The following is a 17322-nucleotide window of genomic DNA, read 5'->3' as shown; positions in this document are numbered from 1 at the left end:
CCTTTATACGGCAACCGGCGCTTTAATATGCGGATGAGGATCATAGTCGACAATTTCAAAATCCTCGAATTCATATTCAAAAATCGAAGCAGGCTTCCGCTTGATCACCAGCTTCGGAAGCGGTCGCGGTTCTCTCGTCAGTTGTAGTTTGGCTTGCTCAAGATGATTTTTATACAAATGTACATCGCCGCCGCTAAAAATCAATTCACCGACATCTAAATCGCACTGCTGGGCGATCATATGCGTCAACAGCGCATAGCTGGCGATGTTAAACGGCAAACCTAAAAACGTATCAACGGAACGTTGCTGCCACATGCAAGAAAGCTTCCCGTCTGCCACATAAAATTGAAACGCATAATGGCAAGGCGGCAGTTTCATTTTATCTAGCTCTGCCACATTCCACGCGCTTACTAATAAGCGGCGGGAATTTGGGTTTCGTTTAATTTCTTCAATAACCCAGCTGATTTGATCCACCGTTTTGCCATCGGCCCCTTTCCATGAACGCCACTGCGCGCCGTATATTGGGCCTAACTCGCCGTTTTCATCCGCCCACTCATCCCAGATCGTCACGCCGTTTTCTTGCAAGTAGCGGACATTCGTATCTCCCTTTAAAAACCATAATAATTCGTAAATGATCGAACGGATATGTAATTTTTTTGTTGTTAAGAGTGGGAATCCTTCCTGCAAATTAAAACGCAGCTGACGACCAAACACGGATAACGTCCCGACCCCAGTACGGTCGTCTTTTTCTACTCCGTTTTCGAGAATATCTTCTAGTAATTGTAAGTATTGACGCAATGTTATCACCTCACGTTCTATCATAGCATAAAGGAATCTCATTCAGAAACAAAAAAAGAGCTCACAAACGAGCTCTTTCAGCCAAATGGCGAATAAACTGATACGTTTTTGGGGCAACAATTTGCAAATGCCTGCGTGTCTCATCGCTATAGTAATAGTACGCAAACGATTCGGCAAAATACTCTTCCGGATACGTAAGGAAATAATAGTGATCTGGAAACAGTTTCGCTGCTTCTTCCTGCCAAATCGAACGGAAAGCCGCCGTCTCATGAATATGATCGAACACGATGTAATCGATGGAATGTGCAAACTCATGCAATTCCAAATTGACCGAACCGTGCCCTTTTCCCTTCTCGCTGTGGCCGATTTTCACAAGCACTAAATGTGAGCCGCCAAGCCCTGGAACATCATCCCATGTTGTCGAAGAGGACAAATATCCGCGCGGCGTTTTTCCGTGTAAGTGCCTCGCCGACGGTTCATCGGTAATCTTTCCAGTCAACAGCTGAATGTAAATATGATGATCCGCCGCTTTTTGCAATATGGATGGGTCGATATGGGCAAGCGTATCAATCATTTTTTTCGCCTCATGATGGGAAAAGTTCGTTTCCGGAACAATGATCATTTTTCTTAATATATCGTGCGGCATGGTATGTTTAATGTCTATATTGCTATCAACAAGCAAAATGCCGTGCGCGGCAGGATACGGGGAAAGCGAAAGAAGCGGAACGATCGCCAACATTATCATGATCCAAAAAAGAATCCGTTTCATGATCCTTTCCCCCGCTTCTTTTACTACAAATATGAAAATCTCTTTTTCTATTAAATTGTAACACACAAAAAAACGAGGACAAATGTGTAAAATAAGGAAGCGGGATCAGCGGGAAACGTTCATGTGGAAACGGAGCAAAAAAACCGTTCACGTCCGCCATTGCGGCGGCGTATTTTTATCCCAATAAATTTTTCCTAGCTCGTAATGGGTTTGGAAATTGTCGTGGTACGTATGGTAATGAAATTGAAACCAATACCCATCTTGCGGCGGATGTTCGCGCCTGACGTGAAAACGGATAATATCCTCTCCTGTGTCGACGCGGTAAATATGAAAAATGCGCTCTCCCATCCCGCCTGATGGGTTTTCCGTCACCTCCAAATACTGCAGCTGTTCTTCCGGGTATTGCTCAGCAAGCGACGCAATCACTTCCTCAATGCGCGGCAAAATCACATCGCGAAACTCTTCTTCAATAACAGGAGCGATTTTGCTGCCAAATTTTTCGTACGATTGCACGACCGCTTTCTCCATCGTCTGCTCAATAAATTGCTGCCGAGTCAAAACCGGCGCTTGCATTTCCCGCTGAGCTGTAACGGACGTAATTGGCGATCCGCTATGATTATTTTGCCAATCAGAAGACGGCGAATCATCTGACGCTGGTTCATCAGCAGCCATTAACGAAGAAGGTGGTGTAACAAGACCAAACGTACATACCGTGATTGCGACAACGAGCGTTTTTCTTAACCACTTTGGCAGCTTCACGCATTTTCACCTCACTTTGCTGAAAAAATTCCGCTTTGTTTCAATTTTTCTACTGCCCGCAATAGTTTGTCTTCTCCTTCTACAAGCGCGATACGCACATACCCTTCTCCGCTCGGTCCAAACGCATGCCCAGGCGTAACGACGACACCGGCACGATCAATTAACGCATAGGTAAAATCAAGGGAATTCCATCCTTTCGGAATTTCCGCCCATATAAACATGCCCGCTTTCGGCCGGTCGACATGCCATCCAATTGAAGCAAGACCGTCTACGAAGCAATCGCGGCGGGATTGATAAATAGCCCGGTTTTGTTCGCAAAATGACGCACCTTCTGTTAACGCCGCAATCGCTGCTTGCTGAATCGGCAAAAATATGCCGTAATCCAAATTCGATTTAAATTTGCTAAGGATGCGGATGATTTCTTCATTTCCGCAAATATAACCAATGCGGCAGCCGGCCATATTGTAACTTTTCGATAATGAATTCAATTCAATTCCGACTTCTTTTGCTCCAGGTATGGATAAAAAACTAATCGGCTTATTGCCGTCATAATAAAGTTCGCTATAAGCAAAATCGGAGACGACGATAATGTTATATCGTTTTGCAAATTCAACCACTTCCCGGAAAAACGCTTCCGTTGCTAACGCGGGAACGGGATTCCCCGGAAAGTTTAAAAACATAAGCACCGCTTTTTCTGCTATCTCTTGCGGAATTTCCCGCAGATTTGGCAGGAAATCGTTTTCTTTTCGAAGCGGCATGAAATAAGGAACGGCTTCCGCCATCGCAATGCCTGTTGCATATGCCGGATAGCCGGGATCAGGAACAAGAATAATATCCCCCGGGTCCGCAAATGCCATTGGCAGGTGAACAAGTCCGTCTTGTGAACCGATGGCATACATGATTTCTGTTTTCGGATGAAGCGTTACATGATGTGCTGTTTGATAATAAAACGCCACTGCTTCATGAAATTCGCGTGTACCTTTCAGCGTATATCCATATGCTTTTGGATCACTCGCATAACGGCTAAGCGCTTCCATAACACACGGTGGCGGCGGTAAATCTGGACTGCCGATGCTTAAATCAATCATATCATTTTTTTCGCTGCATTTTTGTTTTATATAGATTGATAGTTCGCTAAAAATCGATGTGGAAAAAGCTTTCATACGCGCTGCCAACTTCATTGCTCCATCTCCCCCAACTTACGCATGGAAAAACGCTTTCTTTTTCCGCTTTAAATGATATATACTATGAATATATAAAGAATTAAATTATTTAAATTATATAAATAGTGTATCATATTTTACCATAGAAAACATATAGAGAAAGGCGGGAAATAACATGAACACAATCTTTTTTGCGGCAAGCATTATTACGATTCTTTATTTTATTTATAGCTGTATTGCAAATGCATAAGAAAAACTCGCAGGTTGACTGCGAGTTTTTCTGTTAATCGATTTTTGTTTTCTTGCGGGCGGAGTCAAGCTCGTATGCGCCCGTTTCTGTTTGCGTTGTTCCTTGGCCTTTCACGTTTGGAGCGCCTAATCCCGCTTTGGACGGATCTTTTTTCCGTTTCGGCATTCACATGTCACCTCCGCCTTTAACGTTTCCTTTTACGCCTGTTTCTATTCCTTTCTCGCCAAGAGCCCGCTAAACCCCGCCACAACCATACGAAATAAAGAAAAAAGGATGCCCAACAGCATCCTTAATCACAATATTTTTCAAACGCATTCATAATGTTTTCCATTACTGCTTCCATTGATTGAAATTCAATTTCCTCACGTGGAATAAAATGAACGACCTCTTTTCCCTTTAAGAGCGCCATCGATGGAGAAGATGGTGCAATCCCAACGAAATACTCGCGCATTTTTGCTGTTGCTTCTCTATCTTGACCGGCAAACACCGTCACTAAATGATCTGGTTTTTTCTCACTGTTTAAAACAGCCTGTGTTGCCGCTGGCCGTGCCAATCCCGCTGCGCATCCACAAACGGAGTTGACCACCACAAACGTCGTGCCTTCGACGTTTTCCATAAATTGTTCTACTTCTTCGCTCGTGCGAAGTTCGCGGAATCCGGCGTTCACCAATTCGTCGCGCATTGGCTGCACAAGCTGGCGCATATATTCTTCATAAGCCATGGACATAACGCAATCCCTCCAAACCATTTTTGCTGGCATCAGAATACTATTTTATTTCCAAAAAATCAATAAAAATAACTGATACGATTGTACTTACGTTATAAATGATGCAAACATTACACATAAAGACGTAAAAAGAAAAGGTGCAATCAAGTGTAGCGTGCCTTTTCCAATTTTTATCACTCTTTACTATTGACCTTTTCTTCTGCTTTCCGTCATTTGTTTCCAAACCGATCCTTTCGCTTCCTCGCCGCCTTCAATGCGCTCGATCGCCATTTTCACTTGCATGCTCACTTCAAATTCCGGATCGTTTTCCGCCGCCTTTAATGCCGGCAATGCCGATTCATCACCGACTTCGTATAAAAACATGGCAGCGCGCCAACGGACAAGCTTGCTTGGGTCTTTCAGCGCCTCAATCATCACTGGAATGGCTTCCGGATCTCCAATATCGGACAAGCAGTCTCCCGCCGTCCGCCGCACGGAAACCGCTTTATCTTTCAGCGCTTCATATAAATACGGCAATACTTTTTTGCCGCCGATCATTCCTAAATACGCAGTAGCCAAGCGGCGAATCGCTACTTTTTCATCTTTTAGCGCTTTTGCGAGCACCGGTATATCGTCTTCTGTCGGCTCCGCCATTTGTTCTAGCGCCGCATATCGTTTCGTCCAATCCGGATCATCGAGCATTTCTTCCGTCACTTTGATGCTTATGCGTTTTTGCGTCTTTGCTTGCTCGCCGCGGCGAAACATTTGAACAATGCGCTCTAATCGTTCCGGCGGGTATGCAGCGGAAAGTTCTTCAACCATTTCATTGCCGATTTCCTCAAAGGTGCCGTAACGCACGCCTTTTTCCACCCATTTTCGTTCTAACACGATATTGCCCGCATATTTCTGCGCTTCAATGACCGCATCCATAAACTGTTTCGGAAGCCCAACGCGATGCTCTTGTTCGCCATCTATTAATTTCACTTGCATCGGCAAACCATACAACATTTGTACATATACTTTCACTTCACCAAAATGTTCGTTTGGCTTTTTCGTTTCTCCTTGCTCGTTTTCCACTTCCTCTCCAAACACTTCGCGCACTTTCGTTAAAATCTCTTTCCAGTCGTATTTCGGATTGCGCTCAATGGCCAAAAAGTCAGCGACATGATAAATTCCTTTTACCCCTTCAATTTTCATTAGCTGTTGAATAAGAGGAGGCGCCGTATCGACATTGTCCGGTTTATAGTTATTTCTGGTGCCAGACGGCAGTTCCTCATCTAACAATACTTTCATCGTGTTTGGACTCGGGGTTGGTTCAATCGATTTAATTTTCAACAGCGTTCCCTCCTTTTTCTTTTTATGACGATTCTACGAGCTCTGATAACTCCGCCCAACGTTCCAAAAGCGAATCTAACTTTGCTGAAAGATTTTCATATTCTTGTGAAAGCTGCTGGATTTTTTCATAATCGCTCGCAAATGTTTCCATCTCTTCGGCTACTTGCTGCAATTTTGTTTCAAGTGCAGCGATGTTGGCTTCGATTTCTTCCCATTCTTTTTGTTCTTTAAACGTCAAACGGCGTTTCGTTTGTTTCTTTAGCGTTTTCGTTTCTTTTGGTGCTTGTTTTTCTTGTTTTTGCATTGATTTCCTCAGCAGCTGCTCTTCTAAGTATGCGGAATATTCGCCAAAGTAAGTGGATATTCGTCCGTTTCCTTCTAAAATCAAAAGCTGGTCAGCGACTTTATCTAAAAAGTAGCGGTCATGTGATACGGTAACGACAACGCCAGGAAATGACTGCAAATAATCTTCAAGCACGGTCAACGTTTGCGTATCGAAATCGTTCGTCGGCTCATCGAGCAATAAGACGTTCGGTTCCGTCATCAACAAGCGCAATAAATATAAACGGCGTTTTTCCCCTCCGGACAGTTTGCGAATCGGCGTTCCATGCATATGCATTGGAAACAAAAACTGCTCAAGCAACTGCGCGGCGGAGATCGTCTCTCCGTCGATGGTGCGTATTGCCTCGCCCGCTTCGCGAATATATTCGATGACTCGTTTCTGCTCGTCCATTTCCACATGCTCTTGCGTATAATAGGCAATTTTGACAGTCGGACCGATTTCCACCTCTCCTTCTTCCGGCTGCAGCCGTCCGGCGATGATATTAAGCAAAGTGGATTTGCCACTGCCGTTCGGCCCGACAATGCCAATGCGGTCACCCGGTTTGACAAGCAGGTTAAAGCAATGAAAGAGCTGCTTGCCGCCAAACGAATGGCTGATTCGCTTCAGCTCGATCACCTTTTTGCCAAGCCGGCTACCGCCCAGCTTCATCTCCAGCTGCCCGCTTTTTTCCGTCGGCAGTGACGCTTCGAGCTGGGCAAACCGCTTCAGACGCGCCTTTTGTTTCGTTGTCCGCGCTTTTGCTCCGCGTTTTACCCATTCGAGCTCACGGCGGTATAAATGATAACGTTTTTCCGCGGCAGTACGTTCTTGTTCTTCCCGAAGGGCTTTTGCCTCCAAAAATGCGGCATAATTCCCTACATACGTGTATAACTTGCCACGGTCCAGTTCAAAAATGCGATTGGTGACGCGGTCCAAAAAATAACGATCGTGCGTGACAAACAATACCGCTCCTTGATAACGTGATAAATATTCTTCTAACCAACGAATGGCTTCATAATCAAGATGGTTCGTCGGCTCATCAAGAATCAGTAAATCTGGTGCTTCAATGAGCGCCTGCGCCAGCGCTACCCGCCGTTTTTGCCCTCCCGACAGCTCGCCGATTCGTTTCGTCATATCAGAAATGCCTAGCTTTGTCAAAATCGCTTTTGCATTGGCATTCGCATCCCATGCATTTTGCGCATCCATTTGTTGCTGGCAGGCATACAAGCGAGCCTGACGCTTTTCATCAAGGGGATGTTCTTCCAGCTCGGCAAGCGCCAGTTCATATTCACGCAAAAGGCGAATAAGAGGGGTATCCCGATGGAATACTTGTTCTAAAACGGTAAAATCATGACGAAACTCCGGCTCCTGCGGCAAATAACCGATCGTGAAATCTTTTGAATAAGTAATTTGTCCTTCATCAGGCGCATCCGCCCCGGCAATTATGCGCAATAATGTTGATTTTCCAGCGCCATTGACGCCGATAATGCCGATGCGCTCCCCTTCTTTAATCGTAAAAGACAGTTGTTGAAATAACACCTTTTCTCCGTAGCTTTTTGCGATATTTTCCACCGTTAACATTTTCATGGCAACCATCCCACTCTCGTTTGAGCTTCTCGCCGACGAAAGTCAGCAGTTAGGCACCCGCACCTGCGTGCATTTCGTTCCGTTAAGTATCAGCGGCAAATGACCTATTGTTTCTTAGAACTCCATCCGGCTAAGACATATTAGAATGATAACAGAAATTTGCATGCTTTATAAACCTATAAAACAACTATATCTATCGGCCAAAAGCCGTCTTTCTCATCGGAAATACATTTTTTCCTTTATTACAACAGTTCTTCAATTTCGTTTTTTAACTCGCTCGGCTTCGTTTGTGAAGCAAAACGTGCGACCACATTTCCGTTTCGATCCACTAAAAACTTCGTAAAGTTCCATTTAATCGCCTTCGTTCCAAGCACACCTGGGGCTTTTTCCTTTAAATACTGAAAAAGCGGATGAGCATTTTCACCATTGACATCGACTTTGGCAAACATCGGGAAAGTTACCCCGTAATTGACTTGGCAAAACTGTTCAATCTCTTCTTCCGTGCCCGGCTCTTGATGGCCAAATTGATTGCACGGAAAACCAAGAACGACAAAACCGCGGTCGCGGTACTGCTCATATAGCTCCTGCAGCTCTTTATATTGCGGGGTAAAGCCGCATTTGCTTGCCGTATTGACAATCAGCAACACTTTCCCTTTATAATCCGCCAGCGACTGTTCTTCCCCGCGAATCGTTTTTACAGTAAAATCATAAACGCTCATCGTTTTCACCTCTCTTTTCATCATAATGAATTTTCCGGCGTTTTTCCACTTCTAGGACTTGTAAAATGGCTGCAGCTGTTCAAGCGAATCAAGCATATACGGGATCATCTCCTGCAAATCATCGACATTGTCTTCATAAATAAGGCGGCCGAATTCGATCGTTACTTCGTTATGATACACAGACTCTTCATTAGGAAAATCATGACTTAACGTTTGTCGAATGATTCGCTTGTCTCCCCAAATGCGAAGCAACGTGCCCTCAATAAGAGAGCACGTTGTATGCCGTCGGATCGGCAAAGAGAACGCAATCATCAGCTTGCATCCTGGGCGAACTGCGCGCTGAAGCAGTTCTTGCGCAATTTGTTCCAAGTCCATTTCCAATCGAATCGTACATGATATATTTTGTTTATGATCAGATGATAAACAAAACGTAATCGTATATGCACGCGAAAAGTGAGCCAAATCGACCATATCGTGACGATCGATTACAATGATTTCTCCCGCTAAATCAAGGTCATATACCGCTCCTTCGAGCACTGTTTTCAAATTATCAAACGCAGTTGGATCAAACATCCAATCTCCCCTTTAAAATAAGCCGACAGCATTCCGTTTTCATCGACGTTCATGTGAAGCGCCGCTGGTTGTTTCGGCAAGCCTGGCATCGTCATCACATTTTCAACTCCACGCCAGTCGACGTCTTAAATCCACATACGTAATGAATGTAAACATATACATTTTACCACTTGTACAAATGGAAAAAAATTCGTTGAATAAAATTTGTAATGTTTTTATAATTAAGTTATTTAAAACAAAGAATGGAGGGTGAGACTGTTGCCAATCAATATTCCAAAAGATTTACCGGCAAAAGAAATACTAGAACAAGAAAATATTTTTGTAATGGATGAAGAACGGGCGTATTCTCAAGACATTCGTCCGTTAAATATAGTCATTTTAAACTTAATGCCGGAAAAAGAAAAAGCGGAAACACAGTTATTGCGTCTTCTTGGCAATTCGCCGCTTCAAGTGAATGTGACATTTTTGCGCCCGGCAACACACGAATCAAAGACGACAAGCAAGCATCATCTCGATCAATTTTATACCATCTTTCCACATATCCGCCATCGGAAGTTCGATGGAATGATTATTACCGGTGCTCCGGTCGAACAAATGCCGTTTGAAAAAGTAACATATTGGAACGAACTGACAGAAATTATGGAATGGACGAAAACAAATGTGACATCAACGCTACATATTTGCTGGGGAGCGCAGGCGGGGCTTTATTATCATTACGGCATTCCGAAATACCAGCTCCCACAAAAATGCTTCGGTATTTTCGAACATTCGCTTGAAGTAAAAAATGTCAAACTATTGCGCGGGTTTGACGATGTGTTTCGCATGCCGCATTCACGTCATACCGACGTCAAACGTGAAGACATTGAGAGAGTCCCAGAACTGACGATTTTATCTGTTTCAGAGAAAGCGGGCGTATGTTTAGTCGCCTCCAACGATGGCAAGCAAATCTTTTTAACTGGCCATCCGGAATACGATGCTACGACATTAAAAGAGGAATATGAACGCGATTTAGCCAAGGGGCTTCCAATTCACATTCCGGAATCGTACTTCCCGAACGACGATCCGACGAAACAGCCGCTTAACACTTGGCGCTCTCATGCGAATTTATTGTTTGTCAACTGGCTGAACTATTACGTTTATCAAGAAACGCCATATGAGTGGGAATAAGTATATTCTTTTGAATAAAATTCACTTATCTCTCCTAATAATTGCGTGGTCAAAATGTGGTCAAGAAGGCAGGAGGATGACTCCGCCTTCTTTTTTATTCTTACACTCGATGGTGCTGCCATTTTCACGATAAAACAGCATGGTCGACACATTCCTTTTCCCTTGCATAAAGTAAATAACCGCTCATGATACTCTTTTTCCATTGCATCGTGCGTCAGGAAATTGGAGATGATCGATTTTTCCTATTGACAAATATAAAAAAAAGAACTATCCTAGTTCGCGATTGTTCACGGAAACTTCCTATTCCTCGACAAAACTAGTCAAAGGATTCGACAGCCCCTAGAACGAAGTTAACAACATAGAATAAGACACATCTAGAAAGGAATGAGTGGCACGTGAGAGCGGAACGGAGAAAGCAATGGAAAACGCATTGGCGCAAATACAAACATTTATATAAGGGTGCCCGCGTAGAACGCCGCAATAAATGGCGACAAAAATGGGAAGAAAAATATACAGCGAGCTAAAAAAACCTTGGTAGTACACCAAGGTTTTTTCACTTTCTTTCTTACGATTGTCCCATGCATTTTCATACAATACGGCAGCTTTTGATAAGAAATGTCCGGAAAATAGGTTGCAACGGCATTAGTAACAGCTTTGCGTGAATGGTTGTGTTGTTTATCTTTTTTGCCGAGAAGCTCCCCACCTCTAAACGAAGCATAGGTGGGGGATGAATCGGCATTTTTTGTTTTTTTAGTTCTTACGCAACATAAATAACCACATAAACGTCAGTGCTTGTCTTAGTTCGATAGATAACGGCTGGACCAGCTTTTCGGGAACTCCCCGTTTATAAACACCTTGTCCATCGACAACATCCCAGCCGTTTTCCCTCGCTAATTGTTCAAACTCCCACGGCATCATTGTATTGCAAATAACCGGCTTTCCGTATAAACGAGGATAGCTGTTGACGCGCGGCGCAGCGGTCGGCCCGAGAATGCCGACACAAAAACAGCCGCCTCGCTTTAACACCCGTTTTGCTTCTTTTAGCGCTTCAAGCGGCCGTTCCGTCCACTCCAACGAATTGATTGCCATCGCTCCAGAAAACGTTTCATCAGCAAACGGCAATTTCATTAAGTCGCCTTGAATAAAGCGCAGCCTTTCGTTCTCTCCCCGCGCTTTCGCTTTTTCCACCATTTCGCTCGACAAATCGATGCCGATAACATCGTATCCTGTTTGATGCAGCTTCCACGCTCCATAACCATCCCCACACCCTAAATCAATGACATTGCTTCCTTTTGGAATATATGATGAAAGGAACGGAATAATCGTTTTCCGGCTTCCCCGCTCCCACATCTCTTCACTGCTTTGATGCCAAAAATCCGCTCTTTCGTCCCACTGTTTTTCCGCTTCTTTATGCCAGTCAAAAATGACCATCGTAACACCTCGTTCGAATAAAAATTGTCCTTTTACAAAAAATAATGATGCTGAAAGAAGGAGTGATTGTTCATGAACGGACAAGAAACATTTGTCACTGTCCAAAAAAATCATCAAGGAGACATCATTGGATTTAAAACATCCAAAGGGAGCGTATTATCGTATCGCAAAGCATTAATGGAAGTGGAAAACGGTGCGATTACCGGTGTCCATGTCGTTACCGAACACGATGGAGAACAATATATACGCTCCAATCCCGACGGAGATGCCTCCAACAATCTTGATCAACTTCCTACGTTTTCCTAATACTTATTTGTGGAAAGGACGTGCTAGCACATGACAAAAAGACCGAATAAAGGAAGCAAAAATCAGAACGCACCGACACAAGATGCCATGTCGCTCCTAAATGGACCGATCTCGGGCGACAACAGCAAAGGAAATAAACGTAATAAATCGCAAAACGACAAAACAGATCTTTATGAATGAATCAGAGAAGGGATGAGCTAAAGCTCAATCCCTTTCATTGCGGTAACGCCTTTCTCATAATCGTGTTTGATCAGTTTCATCTCCGTAACAATGTCAGCTGCCTCGATTAATTTCCTATTCGCCGAACGGCCGGTAATAACTAAATGAAGATCAGGTGGACGCTTTTCCATCAATCGAAGTACGTCTTGAACGGAGACGATATCATCGACCGGAAACCGGTCAATCGCAAGCGCATTGTTCAGTTCATCTAAAACAATCAAGTCGTACATACCCGATAACACTTTTTCTTTCGTAAATTCCCATGCCGCTTTCAATGCCTGACGATGCACTTCGGGCGTTTTCGTCCACGTAAACCCGGCGCCCATTTGATACATTTCGATCCCGAGTTTTTGAAATATAAGATGCTCTCCATACGTTCGTTCCGGTGACTTAATAAACTGAATGACGGCGACTTTTTTCCCTCTTCCCACCGCTCGTATCGCCAATCCGAGAGCGGCGGTCGTTTTTCCTTTTCCATCCCCCGTGTAAACGATGATGCGCCCTTTCTTTTTATATGGTGGCAACCGTCTCACCCCGGTCCATCTCAGCGAACCATTGAATCGTTTCACGAAGCCGAACGACCTCTCCGACAAGAATAATCGCTGGGTGGGAAAGATTCGCTTTCTTGACGATATCGGCAATCGTCTGCAGCGTGCCGACAGCCGTTCGCTGTCTCCGTGTCGTTCCCCATTCGATCACCGCCACAGGAGTATTCGACGGCTTTCCATGTTCGATTAGTTTTTGGCAAATATACGGCAAATTGCCGACACCCATATAAAAGGCAATCGTATCGCTTCCTTTCGCCAACCCTTCCCAATGAAGACGGTCATCTCCCTTTTCTTGACGGCCGTGGCCGGTAACAATGGTAAACGAAGCAGCATATTCCCGGTGTGTAACCGGTATGCCGGCATAAGCGGCAGCTGCGATTCCCGCCGTCACGCCAGGAACGATTTCAAACGGAATGCTGTGCTGCGCAAGCACCTCTGCTTCTTCCCCAGCCCGTCCAAAGACGCAAGGATCGCCTCCTTTTAGACGAGTGACGATTTTTCCTTGTTTTGCTTTTTCGACTAACAGTTCATGAATCCGCTCTTGAATGAGCGCGTGCTTTCCCGGCTCTTTTCCGCAGTAAATTAACTCAGCGCCGATTTTGGCGTATTTCAGTAATTTTTTATTAATTAACCGGTCGTAAATAATGACGTCAGCTTGTTGAATACATTCCAATCCATAGACAGTGATTAGCTTTTCATCACCGGGACCGGCACCAACGATATATACTTTTCCATTTGTCATGATTGTTTTCCTGCTCCTTCTACAGAATTTGAAATATGGGCAGAAGCAAATGTCGCCATTTCTTTTATCATCGTTGCCGCAAATGCCAGCAGCGGAAATGCAACAGCCGCACCGCTGCCTTCACCAAGTCGCATGCTTAAATCGATAAGCGGCTCTTTTCCTAATAATTCAAGAGCAATTTGATGGCCAATTTCTTGAGAACGATGACCGGCAATCATATAATCGGCAACATTCGGAGCAAAAAGCTTAGCTACAAGTGCAGCAACGGTACAAATAAATCCGTCCAATAAAATCGGAACGCGCCGCTCCGCTGCCGCTAGCATCGCCCCCACCATCGCGGCGATTTCCAAGCCACCGATTTTGGATAATAAATCAATCGGTTTAGACGGATCAGGCTGATGAAGTGACAACGCGCGGCGAATGACATTGACTTTATGCGCAATCTTCTCTTCCGAAATGCCTGTTCCTCTTCCGACAAGTTGTTCAATTGGCTTGCCGCTCACCGCCGCTAAAATCGCACTCGCGGTAGTCGTATTGCCGATGCCCATTTCACCGACAATGAGAGTACGCGCTCCTTGGTCGATTATTTCCTTTGCTTGTTCGTAACCAACTATTAGCGCTTGTTCCGCTTCCGCATTGCTCATCGCTTCCATTACGCAAAAATTGTTTGTCCCGTACCGCACTTTCTTGGAAACTACTGCTTCATGTTCAATTGGTGAAGCGACCCCAACATCAATAACGGCAAATATTGCGCCAATTTGCCGGCTGAATACGTTAATCGCCGCACCGCCTTGAACAAAATTCCACACCATTTGTGCCGTCACTTCTGGCGGAAACGCTGACACCCCTTCTTTCGCAACACCATGATCAGCCGCAAACACAAGGATACCCGGCGGCGAAACATCAGGAAATTTGTTCCCTGTCATTTCCGCCAGCTCCACCGCTAACTGTTCCAAACGACCAAGGCTGCCAACCGGTTTTGTCAATTGGTCGACGTAAGCGCATACCTCTTTTCCTGTTTTTTTATCAAGCTTTGGAATCGAAAATAACATTACACATCCCTCCTTTGAAACATATACATTTTTTCTTCGATTTCTTCGATGCAGACGTGCCGCTTCACATGATCGGCAAGGCGGTCAAAAGCTTGTTCTCTTATAGTACGGAAAGACTGGCGCCCGTAAATAGGCGCTAATCCTTTCTCGCGGCGAATTTTGTTCAATAACGCCTCACGGAACGCATCATTATGAAAAAGATCGTGAAAATAGGTACCGATCACCCGTTCATCTTTGCTTTTAGCGCCTTCCGCTCGCCCTTGGACATGGATGAAAGGGATATTTCCATCAAGTGGCTGCGAACGCCCCATATGTATCTCGTATCCTTTCACGAAAAAACGCTCACCCGCAAATGTCAATATTCCTTCCGAAAGAACGGTTGTTTTTTTACGCTCAAGCGTCGTTTCAATCGGAAGGAGATTCAATCCAGAAATTTCTCTTAGCGGTGTTTCCACACCAAATGGATCACGGATACGAGCACCTAACATTTGATAGCCGCCGCATATTCCGATAATCGTCACACGATGATGTTTGTTGAGCTGTGCAATTTGCTCCGCAATCCCGTTTTTCTTCATATATAATAAGTCTTCAATGGTGTTTTTACTGCCCGGCAAAATCAACAAATCTGGCTGGCCAAGCTGGGCGGCTGTTGCCACAAAGCGGACGTGGCAGTCCGGTTCGGTCAAAAATGGATCCACATCTGTGAAATTAGATATTTTCGGATATCGAATAACAGCAATATCAATGTCTTTATCCGGATTTACGGCTGTGGACATTTGTTCTAAACTAACGGAGTCTTCCGCGTCAATATGTAAATCTTCTAAATATGGAACGACGCCTAACACCGGAACGCCGGTATATTGTTCGAACCAATCGAGCCCCGGCTTCAATAGTGCCAAGTCGCCACGAAACTTATTAATGATCACGCCGATGATCCGCTTGCGATCTTCTTTGTCAAGCAGCTGCAATGTTCCTACTAAACTGGCAAACACTCCGCCGCGTTCAATATCGCCAATCAGCACGACCGGTGCGTTTGCCATCCGAGCGACGCGCATGTTGACAAGTTCGCGGTCGTTTAAATTAATTTCTGCCGGACTTCCCGCTCCTTCGATTACAAGCCGGTCGTATTCATTCATTAAAACATCGAGCGACTCGCGGATAATCGCCAGCCCCTTTTCAAAAAATTCGCCGCGGTACGCGAACGCCTGCATATTTTTATATGGCTTTCCGTGCACGACGATTTGCGATTCATGCTCACGGCTCGGTTTAATTAAAATCGGATTCATATCCGTCGTCGCGACAACTCCGGCCGCTTCCGCCTGTATCCCTTGCGCCCGCCCGATTTCTTTTCCATCAACCGTCACATACGAGTTAAGAGACATGTTTTGCGATTTAAACGGCGCCGTTTTCCAGCCGTTTTGTGCGAAAATTCGGCAAAACGCCGTGGCAATAATGCTTTTTCCCGCATCGGAATGCGTTCCTTGAAACATAATCGGCAACGCTTTAGCCATGGTCTTTCACCTTCTTGCATTTCGTTAGCCAATTTTCGACCATTTGCGGACAAGACGCAAAATGAAAATGGACATATCCTGCAATTAAGTTTTGATGCTGATAGCCATCTTTTTTCGCACCGCGCAGCCCCGTTGTTTCATAGGCAAACGGAATCTCGCCGCGCGCTTCGTACGTGGAATAATGAAACTCATGCCCCCGCGCCCGCAATCCTTCCGGAAGCAAAAAGTTTCCTGGTTCTCCTTTCACCTCACGATATCCAAGCGCGACAAGCTTCGGCTGCATGACGATCCGTCCCGGAATGACGCCAACCATGTCATAATGCGCACCGTCCGTCGTTTCAATGCCTTCGGTTAAAAACATAAACCCCCCGCATTCCGCCAATGTCGGAAGCCCGCTTTCGATCGCAGTTTTGATCGACTGTTTGACGCTTTGCTGTTCGGACAGCTGTTTTGCGAACTCTTCGGGAAATCCGCCGCCAATATATAACCCATGCACCCCATTTGGCAGCGGCTCACCGGCAAGCGGGGAGAAAAAGACTAACTCGGCGCCATACGCTTGTAACAGCTCTAAATTTTCCGGATAGTAGAAATGAAACGCCGCATCTTTTGCGACCGCAATCCGTACATCATACGATTTACTTATATCGAAATACGATTGTGGAACATTTAATGCTGGGGCTTCCGCCAGCTTTAGCAACGCGTTAAGATCCACCGTCTTGGCAATGCGCTCTCCTAATTCCGCAAAAAAGTGATCTAATTCCCCACGCTCAATCGATGGAATGAGTCCTAAATGACGCTCCGGAATGTGGAGCGCATCCTCTTTGGTTAAAAATCCGATCACGGGAATGCCGCATTCTTGTTCAATCGCCGTTTTTACAAGGCGAAAATGCCCTTCGCTGCCGACGCGGTTGGCAATCACTCCCGCAATGCGCACGCGTTCATCAAACGTTTGAAAGCCGCGGACAGCCGCCGCCGCGCTCCGTGCCATGCCGGCGCAGTCAACAACCAATAGCACCGGGCTATTCGTTAATACGCTGATTTCCGCCGTCGTTCCTTCGTTTGTCGTCGGCCGCTTCCCATCAAACATCCCCATGACTCCTTCGATAATGGCGATGTCAGCCCCTTCACAGCCTTTTGCGCAAATGGCTTGAACCGCTTCGTGTCCAACCATCCAGCTGTCCAAATTGCGCGACGGTCTGCCCGTGACAGCAGTATGATAGGTTGGGTCAATATAATCTGGGCCGCATTTAAACCCTTGTACAATGTAGCCTTTTTGTTTTAACGCCGCCATCAATCCAATCGTTATGGTCGTCTTGCCAACGCCGCTTCCCGTCCCGGCGATTACGATTCTTCTCATGTTGTTTT

19 protein-coding genes are annotated in these 17322 nt (G+C 45.3%); 2 read left to right on the top strand and 17 right to left on the bottom strand.

Translation table 11 applies throughout. The annotated features are described in order from the left end of the window. Nucleotides 1-3: 3 nt before the first annotated feature. The 11 genes from thyA to DER53_RS17595 all read right to left on the bottom strand — a co-directional run bounded on the left by thyA (nucleotide 4) and on the right by DER53_RS17595 (nucleotide 9079). Entirely contained in the window at nucleotides 4-798 is a 795-nt protein-coding gene (gene thyA / locus DER53_RS12480) for a thymidylate synthase (protein WP_062678654.1), read from the bottom strand. Nucleotides 799-859: 61 nt separating this feature from the next. Further along, nucleotides 860-1567 carry an anthrax toxin lethal factor-related metalloendopeptidase gene (locus DER53_RS12475; RefSeq protein WP_062754136.1) on the bottom strand — a complete coding sequence of 236 codons (708 nt, stop codon included), beginning with the start codon at nucleotides 1565-1567 and terminating at the stop codon, nucleotides 860-862. 147 nt (nucleotides 1568-1714) lie between these two features. After that, the gene (locus DER53_RS12470) at nucleotides 1715-2326 is read right to left on the bottom strand and encodes a YpjP family protein (protein ID WP_062754137.1); all 612 of its coding nucleotides are present in this window, start codon (nucleotides 2324-2326) and stop codon (nucleotides 1715-1717) included. An 11-nt stretch (nucleotides 2327-2337) separates the two neighbouring features. Beyond that, nucleotides 2338-3507 carry an LL-diaminopimelate aminotransferase gene (locus DER53_RS12465; protein ID WP_062754139.1) on the bottom strand — a complete coding sequence of 390 codons (1170 nt, stop codon included), beginning with the start codon at nucleotides 3505-3507 and terminating at the stop codon, nucleotides 2338-2340. A gap of 265 nt (nucleotides 3508-3772) precedes the next feature. Then, complete coding sequence (locus DER53_RS12460) at nucleotides 3773-3904, bottom strand: YuzL family protein (protein ID WP_073967943.1); 132 nt, start codon at nucleotides 3902-3904, stop codon at nucleotides 3773-3775. Nucleotides 3905-4028: 124 nt separating this feature from the next. Further along, nucleotides 4029-4466, bottom strand: a complete 438-nt coding sequence (locus DER53_RS12455; protein WP_062754140.1) for a BrxA/BrxB family bacilliredoxin — start codon at nucleotides 4464-4466, stop codon at nucleotides 4029-4031. Between the two features lie 183 nt (nucleotides 4467-4649). Then, a complete protein-coding gene (locus tag DER53_RS12450; RefSeq protein ID WP_062754142.1) occupies nucleotides 4650-5780 on the bottom strand; it encodes a conserved virulence factor C family protein in 1131 nt (376 codons plus the stop codon). A gap of 22 nt (nucleotides 5781-5802) precedes the next feature. Further along, nucleotides 5803-7689: an ABC-F family ATP-binding cassette domain-containing protein gene (locus tag DER53_RS12445; protein WP_062754144.1), complete on the bottom strand. Its 1887-nt coding sequence runs from the start codon at nucleotides 7687-7689 to the stop codon at nucleotides 5803-5805. 242 nt (nucleotides 7690-7931) lie between these two features. Next, nucleotides 7932-8408: a glutathione peroxidase gene (locus tag DER53_RS12440; protein WP_062754378.1), complete on the bottom strand. Its 477-nt coding sequence runs from the start codon at nucleotides 8406-8408 to the stop codon at nucleotides 7932-7934. Between the two features lie 51 nt (nucleotides 8409-8459). After that, entirely contained in the window at nucleotides 8460-8981 is a 522-nt protein-coding gene (locus DER53_RS12435) for a hypothetical protein (RefSeq protein WP_062754145.1), read from the bottom strand. Next, nucleotides 8951-9079, bottom strand: a complete 129-nt coding sequence (locus tag DER53_RS17595; RefSeq protein ID WP_255265188.1) for a hypothetical protein — start codon at nucleotides 9077-9079, stop codon at nucleotides 8951-8953. Before DER53_RS17595 ends, DER53_RS12435 begins: the two co-directional genes overlap by 31 nt. 160 nt (nucleotides 9080-9239) lie before the next feature. Between DER53_RS17595 and metA the strand changes: the two genes are divergently transcribed. Continuing rightward, the gene (gene metA, locus DER53_RS12430; RefSeq protein ID WP_062754147.1) at nucleotides 9240-10148 is read left to right on the top strand and encodes a homoserine O-acetyltransferase MetA; all 909 of its coding nucleotides are present in this window, start codon (nucleotides 9240-9242) and stop codon (nucleotides 10146-10148) included. 750 nt (nucleotides 10149-10898) lie between these two features. Here the strand turns inward: metA and DER53_RS12425 are convergent. Further along, complete coding sequence (locus DER53_RS12425) at nucleotides 10899-11579, bottom strand: class I SAM-dependent methyltransferase (RefSeq protein ID WP_062754148.1); 681 nt, start codon at nucleotides 11577-11579, stop codon at nucleotides 10899-10901. A gap of 72 nt (nucleotides 11580-11651) precedes the next feature. Here DER53_RS12425 and DER53_RS12420 point away from each other — a divergent pair, with 72 nt between their 5' ends. Then, nucleotides 11652-11885 carry a DUF3892 domain-containing protein gene (locus tag DER53_RS12420; protein ID WP_062754150.1) on the top strand — a complete coding sequence of 78 codons (234 nt, stop codon included), beginning with the start codon at nucleotides 11652-11654 and terminating at the stop codon, nucleotides 11883-11885. 197 nt (nucleotides 11886-12082) lie between these two features. Here the strand turns inward: DER53_RS12420 and cobO are convergent, their stop codons facing one another. The 5 genes from cobO to DER53_RS12395 are packed head-to-tail and all read right to left on the bottom strand — an operon-like array spanning nucleotide 12083 to nucleotide 17314. After that, a complete protein-coding gene (gene cobO, locus DER53_RS12415) occupies nucleotides 12083-12628 on the bottom strand; it encodes a cob(I)yrinic acid a,c-diamide adenosyltransferase (protein WP_041269653.1) in 546 nt (181 codons plus the stop codon). Beyond that, nucleotides 12615-13394: a uroporphyrinogen-III C-methyltransferase gene (gene cobA, locus DER53_RS12410; RefSeq protein WP_015863818.1), complete on the bottom strand. Its 780-nt coding sequence runs from the start codon at nucleotides 13392-13394 to the stop codon at nucleotides 12615-12617. The genes cobO and cobA overlap by 14 nt, the downstream gene beginning before the upstream one ends. Beyond that, entirely contained in the window at nucleotides 13391-14446 is a 1056-nt protein-coding gene (gene cobT / locus DER53_RS12405; protein WP_062754152.1) for a nicotinate-nucleotide--dimethylbenzimidazole phosphoribosyltransferase, read from the bottom strand. Before cobT ends, cobA begins: the two co-directional genes overlap by 4 nt. Then, entirely contained in the window at nucleotides 14446-15957 is a 1512-nt protein-coding gene (locus DER53_RS12400) for a cobyric acid synthase (protein WP_062754153.1), read from the bottom strand. The genes cobT and DER53_RS12400 overlap by 1 nt, the downstream gene beginning before the upstream one ends. Continuing rightward, nucleotides 15950-17314: a cobyrinic acid a,c-diamide synthase CobB gene (locus DER53_RS12395; protein WP_062754155.1), complete on the bottom strand. Its 1365-nt coding sequence runs from the start codon at nucleotides 17312-17314 to the stop codon at nucleotides 15950-15952. The genes DER53_RS12400 and DER53_RS12395 overlap by 8 nt, the downstream gene beginning before the upstream one ends. Nucleotides 17315-17322 lie beyond the last annotated feature (8 nt).

The sequence above is a fragment of the Parageobacillus toebii NBRC 107807 genome (genome assembly GCF_003688615.2).
GTDB lineage: Bacteria > Bacillota > Bacilli > Bacillales > Anoxybacillaceae > Parageobacillus_B > Parageobacillus_B toebii.
This window is presented reverse-complemented; position numbering and strand designations above follow the sequence as displayed.

What these genes read in the sequence shown, in the direction of transcription:
- DER53_RS12445 (WP_062754144.1), bottom strand. Translation starts at nt 7,689, where the DNA reads ATGAAAATGTTAACGGTGGAAAATATCGCAAAAAGCTACGGAGAAAAG.
- DER53_RS12400 (WP_062754153.1), bottom strand. Translation starts at nt 15,957, where the DNA reads ATGGCTAAAGCGTTGCCGATTATGTTTCAAGGAACGCATTCCGATGCG.
- DER53_RS12395 (WP_062754155.1), bottom strand. Translation starts at nt 17,314, where the DNA reads ATGAGAAGAATCGTAATCGCCGGGACGGGAAGCGGCGTTGGCAAGACG.
- cobA (WP_015863818.1), bottom strand. Translation starts at nt 13,394, where the DNA reads ATGACAAATGGAAAAGTATATATCGTTGGTGCCGGTCCCGGTGATGAA.
- DER53_RS12425 (WP_062754148.1), bottom strand. Translation starts at nt 11,579, where the DNA reads ATGGTCATTTTTGACTGGCATAAAGAAGCGGAAAAACAGTGGGACGAA.
- DER53_RS12440 (WP_062754378.1), bottom strand. Translation starts at nt 8,408, where the DNA reads ATGAGCGTTTATGATTTTACTGTAAAAACGATTCGCGGGGAAGAACAG.
- DER53_RS12420 (WP_062754150.1), top strand. Translation starts at nt 11,652, where the DNA reads ATGAACGGACAAGAAACATTTGTCACTGTCCAAAAAAATCATCAAGGA.
- DER53_RS12465 (WP_062754139.1), bottom strand. Translation starts at nt 3,507, where the DNA reads ATGAAGTTGGCAGCGCGTATGAAAGCTTTTTCCACATCGATTTTTAGC.
- cobT (WP_062754152.1), bottom strand. Translation starts at nt 14,446, where the DNA reads ATGTTATTTTCGATTCCAAAGCTTGATAAAAAAACAGGAAAAGAGGTA.
- DER53_RS12455 (WP_062754140.1), bottom strand. Translation starts at nt 4,466, where the DNA reads ATGTCCATGGCTTATGAAGAATATATGCGCCAGCTTGTGCAGCCAATG.
- DER53_RS12475 (WP_062754136.1), bottom strand. Translation starts at nt 1,567, where the DNA reads ATGAAACGGATTCTTTTTTGGATCATGATAATGTTGGCGATCGTTCCG.
- DER53_RS12435 (WP_062754145.1), bottom strand. Translation starts at nt 8,981, where the DNA reads ATGTTTGATCCAACTGCGTTTGATAATTTGAAAACAGTGCTCGAAGGA.
- DER53_RS12460 (WP_073967943.1), bottom strand. Translation starts at nt 3,904, where the DNA reads ATGCCGAAACGGAAAAAAGATCCGTCCAAAGCGGGATTAGGCGCTCCA.